Source organism: Moraxella cuniculi, from assembly GCF_900637105.1.
In the GTDB taxonomy this organism is placed as follows: Bacteria; Pseudomonadota; Gammaproteobacteria; order Pseudomonadales; family Moraxellaceae; genus Moraxella; species Moraxella cuniculi.
On record NZ_LR134343.1, the window covers coordinates 2,077,991 to 2,096,081 of the forward strand.

Annotated in this window: 13 protein-coding genes and 1 pseudogene; all 14 read left to right on the forward strand. The window is 41.2% G+C overall.

All coding sequences use genetic code 11. The features are described from left to right. Positions 1 to 13: 13 nt before the first annotated feature. The 14 genes and pseudogenes from EL162_RS10425 (at position 14) to EL162_RS09465 (ending at position 18,015) form a co-directional block, all read left to right on the forward strand. Complete coding sequence (locus EL162_RS10425) at positions 14 to 328, forward strand: ESPR domain-containing protein (protein ID WP_126330325.1); 315 nt, start codon at positions 14 to 16, stop codon at positions 326 to 328. Next, on the forward strand, positions 273 to 7,991 hold the full coding sequence (locus EL162_RS09410; protein WP_126331536.1) for a two-partner secretion domain-containing protein: 7,719 nt from the start codon (positions 273 to 275) through the stop codon (positions 7,989 to 7,991). Before EL162_RS10425 ends, EL162_RS09410 begins: the two co-directional genes overlap by 56 nt. Positions 7,992 to 7,997: 6 nt before the next feature. Further along, on the forward strand, positions 7,998 to 8,369 hold the full coding sequence (locus EL162_RS09415; RefSeq protein WP_126331537.1) for a hypothetical protein: 372 nt from the start codon (positions 7,998 to 8,000) through the stop codon (positions 8,367 to 8,369). 297 nt (positions 8,370 to 8,666) lie between these two features. Further along, entirely contained in the window at positions 8,667 to 8,750 is an 84-nt protein-coding gene (locus EL162_RS10435) for a hypothetical protein (RefSeq protein WP_511261907.1), read from the forward strand. A gap of 13 nt (positions 8,751 to 8,763) precedes the next feature. Continuing rightward, positions 8,764 to 9,012 (forward strand): hypothetical protein, encoded by a 249-nt coding sequence (locus EL162_RS09425; protein ID WP_126331539.1) that lies wholly within the window; start codon positions 8,764 to 8,766, stop codon positions 9,010 to 9,012. Positions 9,013 to 9,138: 126 nt separating this feature from the next. Beyond that, complete coding sequence (locus EL162_RS09430) at positions 9,139 to 10,185, forward strand: hypothetical protein (protein ID WP_126331540.1); 1,047 nt, start codon at positions 9,139 to 9,141, stop codon at positions 10,183 to 10,185. 337 nt (positions 10,186 to 10,522) lie between these two features. Then, positions 10,523 to 11,479, forward strand: a complete 957-nt coding sequence (locus tag EL162_RS09435) for a VENN motif pre-toxin domain-containing protein (RefSeq protein WP_170161451.1) — start codon at positions 10,523 to 10,525, stop codon at positions 11,477 to 11,479. Beyond that, positions 11,431 to 11,934: a hypothetical protein gene (locus EL162_RS10215; protein ID WP_227543402.1), complete on the forward strand. Its 504-nt coding sequence runs from the start codon at positions 11,431 to 11,433 to the stop codon at positions 11,932 to 11,934. Before EL162_RS09435 ends, EL162_RS10215 begins: the two co-directional genes overlap by 49 nt. A gap of 78 nt (positions 11,935 to 12,012) precedes the next feature. After that, positions 12,013 to 14,856 carry a hemagglutinin repeat-containing protein gene (locus EL162_RS09440; protein WP_126331542.1) on the forward strand — a complete coding sequence of 948 codons (2,844 nt, stop codon included), beginning with the start codon at positions 12,013 to 12,015 and terminating at the stop codon, positions 14,854 to 14,856. A gap of 44 nt (positions 14,857 to 14,900) precedes the next feature. After that, complete coding sequence (locus EL162_RS09445; RefSeq protein ID WP_076556277.1) at positions 14,901 to 15,134, forward strand: hypothetical protein; 234 nt, start codon at positions 14,901 to 14,903, stop codon at positions 15,132 to 15,134. Between the two features lie 36 nt (positions 15,135 to 15,170). Further along, positions 15,171 to 16,910, forward strand: a complete 1,740-nt coding sequence (locus tag EL162_RS09450; RefSeq protein ID WP_126331543.1) for a hypothetical protein — start codon at positions 15,171 to 15,173, stop codon at positions 16,908 to 16,910. Next, entirely contained in the window at positions 16,897 to 17,193 is a 297-nt protein-coding gene (locus tag EL162_RS09455; protein ID WP_126331544.1) for a hypothetical protein, read from the forward strand. The genes EL162_RS09450 and EL162_RS09455 overlap by 14 nt, the downstream gene beginning before the upstream one ends. Before the next feature lie 72 nt (positions 17,194 to 17,265). Further along, positions 17,266 to 17,662, forward strand: a pseudogene (locus EL162_RS09460) (transposase). Positions 17,663 to 17,730: 68 nt separating this feature from the next. Then, positions 17,731 to 18,015: a hypothetical protein gene (locus EL162_RS09465; RefSeq protein WP_076554470.1), complete on the forward strand. Its 285-nt coding sequence runs from the start codon at positions 17,731 to 17,733 to the stop codon at positions 18,013 to 18,015. Positions 18,016 to 18,091: the final 76 nt, after the last annotated feature.

An 18,091-nucleotide genomic window follows, 5' to 3' on the forward strand; every position in this document is an offset into this window, starting at 1 on the left:
AGAGATTTGAACCGTGAACCATATTTATAAAATCGTCTTTAATAAATCCACACAGACTTGGATGGCGGTTTGTGAATATGCTCGTGGTGTGTCTTGTAACAGTGTCAGTGCTGGCAACAAGCCGTCAATAAAAGGCATGATGGGCAAAGTAACCGCTTTATCCTTTGCAGTATTTGTGGCTTTACAGTCAGCCCACGCCAACACCCCAACAACCATCTTAGCCGACAAATCCGCCGATAAATCACTACAACCCATTGTTCTACCCACAGCCAGTGGCATCACTTCAGTCAACATCACCACCCCCCAATGCTCGCGGTTTATCCAATAACCATTATAGCCAATTTGATGTCGGCAGTTCTGGTGTTATTTTAAATAACAACCGCCAAGCAACAAATACCCAAATTGCAGGCTTTGTGGCAGCCAACCCCTTTATGGCTCGTGGTGAAGCTTCTACCATCTTAAACCAAATCAATTCAAGCAAGCCAAGTCATTTGAACGGCTTCATTGAAGTGGCAGGTAAAAAGGCAGATGTCATCATTGCTAATCCATCAGGCTTAGTGGTCAATGGTGCAGGGCTTATCAATGCAGGCAATGCCCATCTGGCAGCAGCAGGCAGCCAAGTCAATCAAGGGCAGGTATCTGGTTATCAAGTCAGTGGCAACTCTGCTGCTCATATTGAAGTCAATGGCAAACTAAACCTACAAGGCACCGATTATGCCGCTTTAATTACCAAAACTGCCCAAATCAATGATAAGATTTATGCAGGTAATACGCTTGATATTATTCTAGGCGAAAATCAAATCAGTCTTCAAAATGGTGATTTTACCAAGCTTAATGCCACTAATAAACAAACCAGTGCATTATCCGCCAGTCAAACCACCAATAAAGAACAGCGAGGCGTTGCCCTAGACATCTCATCTTTGGGTGGTATGTATGCTGGTAAAATCCATCTGATTGGCACGGACAAAGGCTTTGGGGTTAATAACACTGGTGTCATCACCGCAACTGGCAAAGGCGTACAGGCAGGCGGTACACTCACCCTAGATGCTCAGGGCAATCTTGTCAATGCTGGCATACTGTCTGCCAAAGACAAACTTGCCATCAATACCCATAATCATTCTGTTCTAAACGATGGCACACTGCTTAGCGAACAAGCCAATCTCACCATCAATACAAAAGACCTTGAGAGTGCAGGCACCATCCACAGCACTCAGACCACCCAAATTGATGCCACTGATACTTTAAACAATCAAGGCAGTATTTATGGCGGTGTTTTACAACTTACCACCAATCAGCTTGATAATACAGGCAAACTCATCCAAACAGGCACAGGCCGTCTTAATATCAGCACAGACACACTCACCAACAGCAATAAAGCCGTCATCGGTCAAAGTCTGTATGAGCAAACCACCCTCGATGCACCAAGCACGCCAAGCAGCGATCAGAGTGCTGGTACTATTGGTAGTGATTCTAAAGACAATACAACAGCCAACACTGCCAACTCATCAAACCCATCACTACCTGCAACCACAGACACAACTCAGTCCATCCCAGTACCAAGTGCTGATGGTTTTATCACAGCCAAATCTTTGACCAACACAAACGATCAAGCACTCATCACAGCCACAGGCGACATTAGTATCACCGCCAATCAGACAAAGAACACCAATCAAGCATCCATTGACGCACAAACCTTAAACACCAAGACTCTTACCAACACCGACAGTAAAATCGCCTTAGACACCGTTAACTGGCAATTAACCAGCTTTGACAACAGCAAAGGCGATATTAGTGCCAAAGATGGTATGGTGATTGACAGTGAATCTACCATCATTAATGCAGAGGGTAGTTTGACAAGCGGTGGTGATATGATACTTATCGCCAAGGACAGTATTATCAATCAAGACGGCACCATTACCGCAGTCAAACAAGCAGATATCACTGCCAAAGAATTACAAAATGGCGGTACTATCACGGCTGATACGCTGACCATCACCCAACAAGCAGACTATACCCACACGGATCAGGATAAGCTTGTTGCCAATCGCCTAGCGTTTACAACAAGTGGCAAGCTGATTAACCAAAGTCAATTTACCGCCGATCAAGATTTGACACTGAATGCCAATGACATCACAAACCAAGGCTTGATCAACAGTGAAAACACATTCATCAAAGCTGCAGGCACCATTGATAACTTGGCTGGTGGTCGTATCTATGGCACACACCTTGCCATTACTGCCGACACACTAAACAACACCCCAGCCAAAGCCAGTGATACCGACAGCCATCACACCGCCCCAGTCATTGCAGCCAGAGAGCGTCTGGATATTGGTGTAAACACCCTAAACAACAACCCCAACCCTGACAGAGCGGGCAAATTCAACGAAAACTTCGACAGTCAAGCTTTAATCACAAGTCTTGACAGTCTTAACATTGGCGGCAGTCTTGATGACAATCATCATGCCACAGGCAAAGCCGAAGCCATCATCAATAACGGTGCAACCATTGAATCTGGTGGGCAGATGCAGGTTAATACCAAAACCTTGTTAAACACCAATGCCGACTTTAACAAGCATACAGTCAAGGTAGAGGAAGAATCTGTCTATGGACAAACACTCTATCGCAACCGTGAGCAGTCAGGGGCAGCTCCTGTCATTCAAAAAAGCACCAATACTGATGATTTGGGCAATAAACCAATGGCAGGATTGTTTGACTGCCCAGAGGGTAGCGACTGCATCATCAACTACGGCAATGATTCTGCCATCTGGTCGTACTTTAAAATTGAGCCGCCCAAAGAGCCTATCCCAAGCATTAAAGCTCAGGATCTGTTAGATGAGCCTGATCTGCCAGAAAATGAAACCACCCAAAGCTGTGCCTTGGCACCTAAAAGCAACCAAGCCTGCACACAATACAATGAAGACTTGGCAAATTACACCAAAGCCATGGCTCCTTTATTAACATGGGAACAGAACAATGCTGCTGCCATTGAAGCATTGGAACTTGCCATCAGAGCATACAACCGCCAATTTAACAAAACCAAAAGTGATGTTGATTTGGCTCTCAATATCTACACCACCGATGAAGCCTACCTAGGTCCAACCAGCCGTAAAGGTGCACCAACTGGGGCTTTGTATGTCAAACAAGCAAATGGCAGCCACCAGCGTGTTGGTGAAGAGATTGATGAAATCACTGTAGACTTTGTTGTTTATGAGGATAAAACTTTAACCTCTGACCCTGCTCGCATGGTGGCAGGAGGCAACCTTATCATTCAGGGCAATACACTGATTAATGATAAAAGTCAGATAAATGCAGGCGCAGGCTTTGCAGTGCTTGGCGATACTGTCATCCAAAACCCTGACAACGGTCTGTATGGTGAAAAAACCAAAGTAACCGAAAATGGCCGCTTTATCAGCCGCACAGTTGTCTCCTCTGGTGCAGGTCGTAGGCATAAGCGTATTGATATCGGCAGCGGTGCCTTTGTACAATCCTTTGCTCCGCTGGCAACTTACGAGCTGCCTATCCTAAACGCCACCATCAACACCACAGCAAGCAGCACAAGGATTGATAAGCCAGCCACAATCAATAACAACTCTGTCATTATTGATATCAACAGCAATGACAATAACATCATCATCCCAACATCAGCCCTATACACCATCAATGCTGATGACCCAAATCAACCGCTGATTCAGACCGATGCCGCCTTTACCAATTACAAACAGTGGCTATCGTCCGATTATATGCTAAAAGCACTACAATCAGACCCAAATCACATCCACAAACGCCTATCTGATGGCTATAAAGAACAGCAATACCTCAAAGAACAATATCAGCTATTAACAGGCAGACACATCAACACCGATTATACCAATCAAGAACAAGCCTTTAAACAGCTGATGAATCAAGGCATCACGGCAGCCAAACAGTTCGGCTACACACTTGGCACGGCACTTACGCCTGATCAGATGGCAAACTTAACCACCGACATCGTCTGGCTGGTCAAAGAGTCCATCACCTACACCACCAAAGACAAAGATGGCAATACCATCACCAAAACCCAAGATGCCTTAGTACCCAAGCTATATCTAAGATCTGCCAATATCACGACAGGCACACTTAGCCCTGATGGTAGGTATGCTGCCATGTCTGGCAAAAACATCAACATAGAGCTGACGGGCAATCTAGATAACAACGGTAATGTCATTGCCAAAGACAGCATAAACATCACCGCAAACAACGCCACCAATAAAGGTGCTGTGCAAGGCAACTTTATTGCCATCACAGCAAACAATGACATCACCAACCATGGCACCATATACGCAAACAGTGCCATGAGCCTTGATGCCAAAAACCAAATCATCAACGAAAGCCTAACAGCTACCCAAACAAACACACAAGGACAAAGCTCTTCATCCAACACCACCATCACACACATCGCCACCATCCGTGTGGGAGATGGTTTAAAAGACCAAACAGATGAACAGGGTAATCCATTAACCACTCTAAACATCCAAGCGGGTAACTATGTCCTAAACAAAGCTGCCAACATACAAAACGATGGCGGCAGTACCGACATCACCGCCGAAAACGGCATCGACATTGGCACTGTTACCGTAAGCAACCATATTAGTGCGGTGGCAGATGACAACAATTACTTTAAGTACAGCCAAACAGAAGATGTGGGGCCAAATATTAGCAGTTATGGTGATACTGTGATTGCAACAACAGGTCAGGGGGCAGACATTACAGGCAAGGCCGCCAATATTCGGTCAGGGGGTGTAAGTGCTGTTATAGCGACTGGTGATGTACGCATGAGTGAAGGTCGGCAGATAGAGAGTGTGGATAGTGCAAGTTTACACACCAATCGCCGCTTAACAGGCAGTAAGACCGAGCAGTCCAGCTTTGAGCAGCGCAGCAGCACCAGCATAAAAAATCAGGTGAGTGGCAATCAAGTTGTCATCAGTGGTGTCAATACTACTTTGATGGCAACTGAAGTATTGGCGGATGGCGATATTCTTGTTAAAGCCGACAAACAGCTTAGCATTGGCTCTGCTGAAGACAGCCTAAGTAGCCACAGTAGCGAGCAAACCACCAAAAAAGGCATATTTACCACCGCACCCGCCTCAGTGACCCTAGGCAAACAGCACACTCGCCAAGAAAACAGCCATGAGCAAACCACCCATACAGGCTCACTGATTGGCACCATAGGGGGTAACATCCGCCTTGAATCAGGCGATAAGATAGATGTCATCAACAGTGACATCATCGCCCAAAAAGATGAGACAGATGCCAATACAGGCAATATCTTATTTAAAGCACAAACTGTCAATATCACAAGCCAAAATGCCACTACTGCCAATACATACAGCTTTAGCCAGAAAACCACAGGTGTTACCGCCAGCGTCTCTAGCAGTCTTGTTGGTGATGTTCAAAGCATTATAGCACTCAAAGATGCCACCAAAGACACCAATTCTCGCAGAATGCAACTGATGGGAGGTCTTGCAGCTGTCTCCAAAAGCTACACACTCGCCAAAAACCTAAAAAACAAAAACTTCGGCAGTATCCGTGCCCAAGCTACCATCGGCAGTCAAAGCACCAAAAGCAACAGCCAAAGCCATCAAGAAACCAATGACGCTGCCAACATTCATGCAGATGGCAATCTCATCTTTGATGTCAAAGGCAAAGGCGATGACAGCACACTAACCGTCACAGGCTCAAACATCAGTGTTGGACAAAACCTATACAACCATGTTGAGGGCGATGTCATCTACCAAGCCTCAACCCAAACCAGCACCCAAGACAGCCAAAACAGCAGTAAAGGCGTAGGCTTTGGTGTTTATGCCTCTGCCAATCTTAGCACCGATGGACTAAGCTCAAACTCTGCTGGCTTTACCGCTAATGCCAATAGAGCAAAAGGCAGTAGCCAAGAGATTGCCACCACCCACACCAATACCCAAATCACCGTCGGTGGCACCACTTATAATGACATCAAAGGCAATCTTATCCTAGATGGTGCCAACCTTAGCACTCAGCACTTAACAGGCACTGTTGCCAAAGACTTAATCATTAATAGCCGTCAAGACCAATACCAATACACCTACAATCAACAACAAGCAGGATTTAGTGCCGATGTTGGCTTTGATGGCAAACCTCAGAACCTTAGCGTCAATGGGGGCAAAACCAACATAGATATCAGCTACGCCCAAGTAACCAACCAATCAGGCATCAAAGCCAATCGATCAACCCTATCTGTACAAGGACAAGGTAGCTTCACTGGTGGCTATCTCATCACTGACAAAAACCAAAACCAAACCAACTTTACCCAAGGCATCCAAATCCAAGACATTGAAAATCACCTAAATTATGAAGGTGATGCCATCAGTGTCGGTGTAGGGATTGGTTTTAATAACAAAGAGCAAGACAACAAAAACAGCGAAAGTAATCAAAGTAATCAAGCAAGCCAAAATAACGAAAACAACCAAATCAAAACCAGCTACAACGCTAGTTTGCAAGGCATTGGTTATGGTACAATACCCCCAACCAACAAAACCAGCACCACTCACTCTGCCATCACAGACCAAGCAGGACTTGACTACATCAACACAGAAAACTTCAACCAACAACAAACCCAAAACCAACTTAACCAAATCATCAACAATGATTTTAACAAAGACAAAGCAATTAAAGAGCTAAATGCTCAAGTGGTAATTACTCAAGCCTTTGACAGTGAACGCCGTAAAATAAAAAGCGAGTACGCCAAAAAAGCAGAAGACTACCTTAAACAAGCCAAAGACTTACCAGATGATGACCCAAGAAAAACAGAACTGGAAGCTAAAGCCCAAAAGATACAAACCAACCTAAGAATCTTCGATAGCATCACCTCAGCCTTGTACACTCCTAATTCAAATGGTATCATAGGTGATGTGGCAAGAGCGGCAAGTCCAGAGCTTGCTTATCGGATTGGGCAATATTTTAAAGAAAATAAACTTAAAAATGAAATTGATGGTGGTAATCGCCCAGAAGAACAAAGCCTGCAACACCTACTGGCTCATGCCATCTTGGGTGCTGCCGTAAGCTATGCTACAGGCAATAACCCAATGACAGGTGCCTTATCAGCAGTAGGCAGTGAAGCTGTTGCTCCAGTTTTATCAAATTATTTATATGGCAAAAAACCAAACGAGCTTAGTCAAGATGAAAAGGATACCATCACAAGTATTCTAAATCTAGCCACTGCGACAGCCATCTATACAACAACTGATGGCAGCACCACTGATGCAGTGAGTGGAACTGAGATTGGGAAAGTTGGGGTTGAGTGGAATGCTGGACACTCAGCAAAACAAATCGCAAGCATTTCAAAGAGACAGCAAAACGAATGTCAATCTTTGGGCATACCTTCAAATCAATGTGGCAAGTATCATGGTGAGAAAAACCTTGAAACCCTCAGACAAATAGGCTTGTTCATTATACCAACCACTCCAGAAGAAATTGCTATTGCAGTTGTAACTGGCGGTGCTGGTGGGTATGTGATTAAAGCTGGAGGTAAAATTCTTAGCAAGACTTTTAAAAGCAAAGATGAAGCTGAGAAGGTGTTGGCTGAGGCAAAACAAGCTAGAATTAACAACAATATACATAGAGATGATGATTTATTGAACACCCTCAGAGGAGGGCAAAGAAGGTCTAATGCTTATTCACATAATTGGACATCGGCTGATTTAAAATCAACAATTGATAGATTTGCAGGAGCTAACCCAATAGTAAGCCGAACACATTCAGGAAAGATTATTTACAAAAATAGAGATAATGGCATTGAGGTCATCTATGATCTGGAGGGCGATTATTTTAGAATTCTTGACCCAAGAATTTCGGGACAAAGAAAATATCTTGACTTAAATGGAAATGTACCAACTAATAAAACCTTGCCCAATGGTAAGCAGACTGGTAGAACAAAAGCTGAATACAATGAAGCTACACATTTCAAGGTGAGGAGATGATTAAATATGGCTAAAATTAGAAAAATTTCCATACCTATATCTATGGATGCTTTAAATAGATTAAATTATGATATCTGCGAGAGTGGGGATTTGCTTGAAATAATTATTGAGGAATCTGAATTTGATTCTTTATTAAAAACAGGGCTATTCGTTGAAATAAATAAAAAACTAGATGTATTGGTCGGTGATTACGAAGATGAATTAATTTTTTCCAAGGACTTTGAAGTGTTGGGAAAAATTCTATATGATTTTATTTTTATCAATCCAAATAATAAGGTTTTGTACAAGTTATATTTAATTTATGAAATAGCCTGTGTTCTAAAAACGGGGATATTAATTAGCTTTACCCCTATAAATTTGGGTCTGCATAGCCCGTAGCTGATAAGAAATCAGCCCGTAGGCTCAGGTTACCAACAGCGTAACCCAGCATTACAGTGCAACCCATTGAATTGTTTGATTTGCTAAACCCCCAAAACCCATGAAACATCAACCCAAAAGACCCAAACCCATGACCCATACCAACCACTCATCTTACCGTATGCCAGCCCTACCAACACGATTGGCATTGGCTGTCTCTTTGACTCTGTGCTGTTCAGCTTATGCCAATACTCCTGAACAGATTGCCCATCAGCAAATCTTGCTGAATGAACAAAGACAAAACTTTCTAGAGGTGGGATTGAGTTTAGACTACCCAACGGTCAGGGTGCACGATATAATGCAAATGGTGAATTTAGTGGGTTTTTAGATCCGAAAAAATAAACAGAGGCGCAAATTGTTCGAAATTCTCTATATAAACCAAGGAGAGAATGATTATCTTGGTGCAGAAATATCAATCAATAATCAGATTGTCTGTCTTATCGGCATTGATAGCGACTTGGAAATTTTTATTGAGTTTTTTCATGATTATAGAATATCTAATGATGTGCAGCTAAAAATAGCATTTTCTGAATTTTTGTTGGCGGTACAGGAGTGTGAAAAAGAGCTTATTATGGTTGTAAATAAGCTAAGGTGTGATGTATGATATTGTAGGAGGCAAGCCCCAAAAAGAATCGGTGATTATGCCCAAAACAAAGAACTTGAACTGCTTACACAGGGCAACACCGAAGAAGCTAAGAAATGGGCAGAGGGTGGGGTTTATCGTGTTGCTTTGCATACCCTAATTGGCGTTTTAGGCACTGGCACAGTTGAAGGAGCCATCACCACAGGTTCTGTTGCAGTATCAGCACCAATACTAAATAAGATATCCCAGCAAGTAATCAAGATACTTATTGATCAGGGTGTATCACCACAGATTGCTAAAAATGCCGTTGATCTCGTCAGCAATCTCGGCATTGCAACAATCACCCAATTGGCAGGAGCAGAAACCGCAAGCACTGCAATGGCAGTGAATGTGGATGCGTTTAATAGGCAGTTGCATGCCAATATGGGGGAGGCTTGGGTTATTGAAGAGCTTTACAAAAGACAAGGCAATCACAAAAAATGGTCAAGAGAACAAATTGCTAATGCCCTAAGAGCTGCTAATTTTAAAAAAGGTAGCTTCTATGAAAGTGCTGATAGTCATAATGCCGTTCCATCAAATAGACCTGATTTGGGCTATGATAATTTGGTTGGCGTACAATGGAATAATCATGGTACTGGCATCAGTCTAAATATCCCCAAAGTTGATCCAAGTTTAGTTGCATACATTCAAAGTCATACTGGCAAGGGTGATTTTGCGTCATATCAATATACTTGGAATAATAACAGGATTATTGGTAATCAACAGCCCTCAACAATACCAAGAGCAACAAGAGTTCCATATACTGACTACAGCAGGTCTCTTCAGGCACACAATACAGCAGTGATGAATAACCCACCGCTTGTTGCTTGTTCATTGAATGAAACACGACATTGCAGGGAAATGGATCAAAAAGGAATGGAAAGCATGACGAATGTTTCTTATTTTATACCAGGGGGTAAATATTTAAGAGCGACAACAGAGCCACTGGCGATAGCATCAAAAATAGAAAACGAGGGGCTTGGTAAGACTGTGGTTGGTCTTGGTGTATCTAAGACAACCGAAAGAATAATAAGAACCCCACAAACTTCAGCTATTGTTGATCAGCTGGGTACAAATGATGCCATCTCCAATGCGATATATGATAGTTGCATATCCCAAAAACTTAGAGGAGAGCAAAAAGATGAATGTAAATAAAATCATGCTTATTACTCCCTTTTTGATAAGTATTATTGTATCAATTGAGTTGGATAAGGACTATTATTTTGATTTTTATGAATTTTTTATGGTATTATTCATCTCTTTAATGTTTTTTATTGATTTTTGGAACTATATTCACGGTGAGAATTTTTGGTCATTAGGCAATCGCATAAGCTCTACTGACAGTAAATTGTATAGATTTTACTGGTTCTTTTTAATGCTTGCTATATATGTTGTCGCTGTTTTTTATTTTTTATTTAGGGTTTAGTTTGGGTTGAAGGTATTTTTGATAACTAAATAAAACTTAAGAATCTTCGATAGCATCACCTCAGCCTTGTATGCTCCTAACGCCAATGGTATACTGGGCGATGTGGCAAGAGCAGTAAGCCCACAAGTAGCTTATAACATAGGACAATACTTTAAACAAAACAAAACCCTAAACCAACTAGACAATGGTAACAGACCAGAAGAACAAAGCCCACAACACCTACTAGCCCATACCATACTAGGTGCTGCCACAAGCTACGCCACAGGACAAGACATTGGTATAGGTGCTTTATCAGCAGCAGGCAGTGAAGCTGTTACTCCAGTTTTATCAAATTACTTATATGGCAAAAAACCAAACGAGCTAAGCCAAGATGAAAAAGATACCATTACAAGTATCTTAAACCTAACCACAGTTGCCACTGCTTATAGCACAACAGGCGGTAGTGTAGCCGACGCAGTTAATGGAGCTGAGATTGGGAGAGTTGGGGTTGAGAATAATAATATAATCCAAGCACAATTTTGGAAAATAAAAACCTTTGTCAAAACCCCTCCTGCAGATGCTGTATTATACTCATACGAAGGAATTGAGTTTTATGCACCACCACATGCTAATTTTATAGAAGTCTATCAAGCGGGTATGCAAAATGCCCAAGCAAATAAAATAACTCCACAAAAAGATTCTCAAGTATATATACCAGCTGGTATGATCGATGGGGTTGCTTTGTATGAAAGCATCTCATTCTATAATATTATGGATGATGATGTTGGACATCTTGGGAGATTTGACTACCAGAGAGATTATAAAAAACGCAAATTTATCGCTCCTTATACAGATGCGGCAAATTTCGCAGTTGGGGTTTATTTGGCGGGAACAGGACTTTCTTATGATGAGGCAATGAAGATACCCACTCAATTTGCAAATATGTTTTCCAGCAATGCAGGAGATCCAGCTCAAAGAAAGTTTTGGGATTTGGGATGGAGAGCAGCAAAATCTGGACAGTTAAAAAATCTGAGACGGCAATGAAAATTTCATTCGTAAGATTAGCTATCATAGTCTTTATACTGATTGTATTTGGTTTTTATTTTGCAAGTATGAAAATCAGAGGATTGGATGTTAGAAAAGATTCATATTTTGGTGAAAGCATGGGAGACATTCCATTTAAATACAACTCCACAAGGAAAGTGGCAGTTACTCAGTCTGTTACTATCAAAAGCGGTGAAGTAATACACAGTGTGTATATTTTCAAATTCTATGGGGTCTTTTATAGAAAAAAACTTGTATTTAAATTTAGAGGTAGCCCGATATGTAATAATTACAGTTCACAAACAGTAAATTCATGGTTGGTTTGGGAGAGTGATAAAAAACTAAAGATGAGTATAAATATTAATACGATTCAGGAGATATTCTTACAGAAAAAAGATTATAAAAATGTTCGAATAAACTACCAGTATTATTCCAAATCGTGTGTTGCAAGATAATCAATGTATTAAACACTAATCAATCATCACTCACCAAAAAAATCAGGGTTATTTGCCACCTCACCAACTTCTGTCACCTTGGGCAAACAACGCACCCAAGATGACACAACAACCAAGCAAACCACTTATACAGGATCAACCATCGCTGCCTTAGATGGCAGCGTTACACTCATTAGCGGTAATAGCCTACATGTCACCAACAGCGATGTCATCGCCCAAACCAAAAATAGCACAAATACAGCATCAGACAAACAAACAGGCAATATCTTTATTGAAGCCACCGATGTTACCATCGAAAGCCAAAATGCCATCAATGAGACCAGCAACCATTTCACCCAAAAAACCACAGGTGTTACCGCCAGCGTCTCTAGCAGTCTTGTTGGTGATGTTCAAAGCATTATAGCACTCAAAGATGCCACCAAAGACACCAATTCTCGCAGAATGCAACTGATGGGAGGTCTTGCAGCTGTCTCCAAAAGCTACACACTCGCCAAAAACCTAAAAAACAAAAACTTCGGCAGTATCCGTGCCCAAGCTACCATCGGCAGTCAAAGCACCAAAAGCAACAGCCAAAGCCATCAAGAAACCAATGACGCTGCCAACATTCATGCAGATGGCAATCTCATCTTTGATGTCAAAGGCAAAGGCGATGACAGCACACTAACCGTCACAGGCTCAAACATCAGTGTTGGACAAAACCTATACAACCATGTTGAGGGCGATGTCATCTACCAAGCCTCAACCCAAACCAGCACCCAAGACAGCCAAAACAGCAGTAAAGGCGTAGGCTTTGGTGTTTATGCCTCTGCCAATCTTAGCACCGATGGACTAAGCTCAAACTCTGCTGGCTTTACCGCTAATGCCAATAGAGCAAAAGGCAGTAGCCAAGAGATTGCCACCACCCACACCAATACCCAAATCACCGTCGGTGGCACCACTTATAATGACATCAAAGGCAATCTTATCCTAGATGGTGCCAACCTTAGCACTCAGCACTTAACAGGCACTGTTGCCAAAGACTTAATCATTAATAGCCGTCAAGACCAATACCAATACACCTACAATCAACAACAAGCAGGATTTAGTGCCGATGTTGGCTTTGATGGCAAACCTCAGAACCTTAGCGTCAATGGGGGCAAAACCAACATAGATATCAGCTACGCCCAAGTAACCAACCAATCAGGCATCAAAGCCAATCGATCAACCCTATCTGTACAAGGACAAGGTAGCTTCACTGGTGGCTATCTCATCACTGACAAAAACCAAAACCAAACCAACTTTACCCAAGGCATCCAAATCCAAGACATTGAAAATCACCTAAATTATGAAGGTGATGCCATCAGTGTCGGTGTAGGGATTGGTTTTAATAACAAAGAGCAAGACAACAAAAACAGCGAAAGTAATCAAAGTAATCAAGCAAGCCAAAATAACGAAAACAACCAAATCAAAACCAGCTACAACGCTAGTTTGCAAGGCATTGGTTATGGTACAATACCCCCAACCAACAAAACCAGCACCACTCACTCTGCCATCACAGACCAAGCAGGACTTGACTACATCAACACAGAAAACTTCAACCAACAACAAACCCAAAACCAACTTAACCAAATCATCAACAATGATTTTAACAAAGACAAAGCAATTAAAGAGCTAAATGCTCAAGTGGTAATTACTCAAGCCTTTGACAGTGAACGCCGTAAAATAAAAAGCGAGTACGCCAAAAAAGCAGAAGACTACCTTAAACAAGCCAAAGACTTACCAGATGATGACCCAAGAAAAACAGAACTGGAAGCTAAAGCCCAAAAGATACAAACCAACCTAAGAATCTTCGATAGCATCACCTCAGCCTTGTACACTCCTAATTCAAATGGTATCATAGGTGATGTGGCAAGAGCGGCAAGTCCAGAGCTTGCTTATCGGATTGGGCAATATTTTAAAGAAAATAAACTTAAAAATGAAATTGATGGTGGTAATCGCCCAGAAGAACAAAGCCTGCAACACCTACTGGCTCATGCCATCTTGGGTGCTGCCGTAAGCTATGCTACAGGCAATAACCCAATGACAGGTGCCTTATCAGCAGTAGGCAGTGAAGCTGTTGCTCCAGTTTTATCAAATTATTTATATGGCAAAAAACCAAACGAGCTTAGTCAAGATGAAAAGGATACCATCACAAGTATCTTAAGCTTAACCACTGCCATAACTACCTACACCACAACAGGCGGTAGTGTAGCCGATGCAGTTAATGGAGCTGAGATTGGGAGAGTTGGGGTTGAGTGGAATCAAGGTTTGATTTTACATGGGGGAGCACTAGGAGAGCCGAATGGGGTGGATGTCCTAAGGGGAACCATAACAGGTCTCATGTTTGATTCTAATTTTGATTTAACTTTAAACCCAAAGATTAATTATGATGGTATCGGAAACAACGATCCGCAAGCAGGTGTGGATTTAGCAAACAAGTTTAGCCACTCAACAGGTCAACCCAAGGTGCTTGCAGGATATAGCGTTGGTGGCGATGCTGCTTTAAGAGCTGGATCTCCATTTGGTGGGGGAAAATGGGATTTGAGAGTTATTGCTGGTGCACGAGTAAACACTAGCGATGGGGTTGATTTCGTAGAACGATTGGAAATCAATTCTGGTAATTCTAAAAGGGTTATTGTGGTAGGAATTGTTGGAGATATTAACTTGGCTAATGATGGAGTTCCTAGTGTGATCGGAGCTCCGTTTGGCGATAGGTCTTATGAAGCAATAGTTAGGGCTATTAATCGTAGACATGGTAGTCTTAATAACTTTTATGCCAAGTTTCCAAATGTGATCATTCAACCATCCTTTGGTGCACACGGTGGTGGAGGAAATTCTCAGGAAATGCAGAAGGCAATTATTGAGGGTTATAAGCGACTTAATGCTAGGGGTATTCCAAGGTGAGAATAAAAGTCTATGTTTTATCACTCCTGTTGAGCCTATGTTATGTGAATGGTTATTTATATGATTATATAAGCCCAGATTTTAGCTATCCTGTCGATAATAACGACCATATAATGATACTTGTTATGGCGTTTTTTATTCCTTTATATGCTTTTGTAGCAGGCTTAATTTTGCTTGATATGCCATTGCCAAAAAGACTTGTTTTTAGCTTGATTGCCGCTACAATAATGCTGTTGTTAATTATGGCTTCTGGAGAGTTGTATTTGCTTTTGAGTTAGTGGTTATTGCATTTTCTCAATCCACCAAGCTGGATCTTGAATAATTCTTGCTTGATTTTGTTGGTATTAATGTTATTGCACAATACAATCAGCAACCAAGCCAACATCAATACCACCTACGCCCAAGTAATCAACCAATCAGGCATCAAAGCCAATCAATCAACCCTATCTGTACAAGGACAAGGTAGCTTCACTGGTGGCTATCTTATCATTGACAAAAACCAAAACCAAACCAACTTTGCCCAAGGGATAAATACTCAAAATATAGAAAATCATCTCACCATCAATGGCAATGCCCTACAAACTGGCATTAACATCAGTCAAAATGGCATATCGCCAACAGGCTTAGGCTATGGTACAATAGACCCAGTCAACAAAACCAGCACCACTCACTCTGCCATCACAGACCAAGCAGGGCTTAATTACATCAACACAGAAAACTTCAACCAACAACAAACCCAAAACCAACTTAACCAAATCATCAACAATGATTTTAACAAAGACAAAGCAATTAAAGAGCTAAATGCTCAAGTGGTAATTACCACAGAATTTGGTAAAGAAGCCCCAAAAAGAATCGGTGATTATGCCCAAAACAAAGAACTTGAACTGCGTGCACAGGGCAACACCGAAGAAGCTAAGAAATGGGCAGAGGGTGGGGTTTATCGTGTTGCTTTGCATACCCTAATTGGTGTTTTAGGTACTGGCACGGTTGAAGGAGCCATCACCACAGGATCTGTTGCCCTATCTGCACCAATACTAAATAAGATATCCCAACAAGCAATCAAGATACTTATTGATCAAGGTGTATCACCACAGATTGCCAAAAATGCCGTTGATCTCGTCAGTAATCTCGGCATTGCAACAATCACCCAACTGGCAGGAGCAGAAACCGCAAGCACTGCAATGGCAGTGAATGTGGATGCGTTTAATAGGCAGTTGCATAAGCAGGAAAAAGACCTTGCTGCGACATTGGTTGGTTTAGCCAAAAAGAAAGGATTAAAAAGACCTGACGGGAAATCTTATACGCTTCAAGATATTGAGGATGCTTTGCGTTGGGCAAATAGTGGTCGTTACAATGAGAGATTTAATCAGAAGGTAGGTGCTGTAATTAATTCACAAAATACCTCTAAGATTAAAAATGTGCTTTATGATAACGCAATTGGTAAAGAGTACGATCCAAGACTTTGGAATGTTGATACACGAAATGGTATTGTTAGCATGAATCAAAATTTTAGCAATATCAAAAAACCAGATGATAATTTAATAAAATTTATCCAAGTACAAGCATCGAGTTATAAATATACATGGTATAAGGATAATATTGCCACCAATAAGCCAAGTTCAAAATCCACGCCAGTTACACATACGGTCATGCCAATAAAGCAGGTTGCTCAACAGGAAATAGATTCTCGCAATGCTGCCATTATGAGCGGCAATTACCAAGAGTGTGCTTTTAATGAGACGGTATATTGCAGGCAACAAGATCAAAAAGTAGTTACAACAATGAATAATGCCTCGCATTTTATACCAGTCATGGGGAAGACGCTTTATGCTGTAACAAAACCATTGGCAGTGGCATCAAAAATAGAAAACGAGGGTTTTAGCAAGGCGGTTCTTGGCGAGTTTGTCTCTAAGAGAACAGAAAATGCTGTTGGTTCAAACAAAAAAATATCGGCAGTTATTGATCAGATGGGTGTCAATGATACTATCACAGATTGTATTTATAATAATTTTAATTCACAATCATCTAAGGGAAATGAAAATGTATGTCAGTAATAACATATTACTTGGAGTATCACTAGCTATTAGCTCAGTAGTGGCTATCACATTTAAAGATTCATTTGGCTTTAGTTTTGGTCAATTTGTTATGGCTTTTGCGACCAATCTCTTATTTCTTCCTGCTATACGTGATTATTTTGCAGGGTTGGAGTTTGAGTCAGTAGGCATGAGAACAAAAGCTACGGCTAGCAAAATCGAAAGGTTTGTTTTCTTTTTATTGACGCTTGGCATCTACTGCCTTATCATTGTTGGTATATTTTTAGGAGCCGTACTAGAATAACACTTATATTATACTAGCTTTATAAAGATAACCCATTGTAAAATAAACAAAAAGCCTAAAAAGCTTGCTTGAATTTTTGTACTTGGAATAACTGCTCGTTCAGCAACTTTATTTTATTACAAAATCAGGCTTGCAATAGACTATCATTTAACCCAAGAAACCAAAGAGTTCTTTGACGGTGAAATTGAACTTGATTAGGATAACGAAGGCGGTACTCAAAAAGGCAAGCGTGGTTGTGGTGCTGGTGGTAAAACTGCTGTGTTTGGTTTGTTAAAGCGAAATGGTAGGTTTATGTGGTTGTTGTTAAAGATACCAAGCAAAGCACTCTAATGTCTATCATCACAAGTAAAGTCAAGCCTGACAGCATTGTTTATACCGACAGCCTGTTATCAAAGAATGTGAGTTTGGATTTAACCGTGGTATGCCATCTAGTCAACTTAAGGTATTGAGAAAATGGTGGGGGGGGTAAGCCTTATCTACTACAGCCTCTTTTTATATTTTTAATGCTTTGACATGGAATTTTATTGGTTTATAAAAATGAATGCAAATAAAATTATGCTTATCGCCCCCGTTTTAATGGGTATGATTGCATCAATTGAGCAAAATCAGAAATATTATTTTGATTTTTATGAATTTTTTGCAGTATCGATTATTTCTTTGATGTTTTTTGTTAATATTTGGAGATATATTTATGGAAAGGATTTTTGGTCGCTTGGAGTAAAAGTAAGATCAAATGAGCATAAGCTATCAAGATTTTTTTGGTTTTCTTTGACGATTATATGTTATTCCGTAGGCATTTTTTATTTTTTATTTAGAGTTTAGCTCATTGGGGTTATTGCAAATCATCTGAAAACAAAGCCCAAAAGATACAAACCAACCTAAGAATCTTCGATAGCAT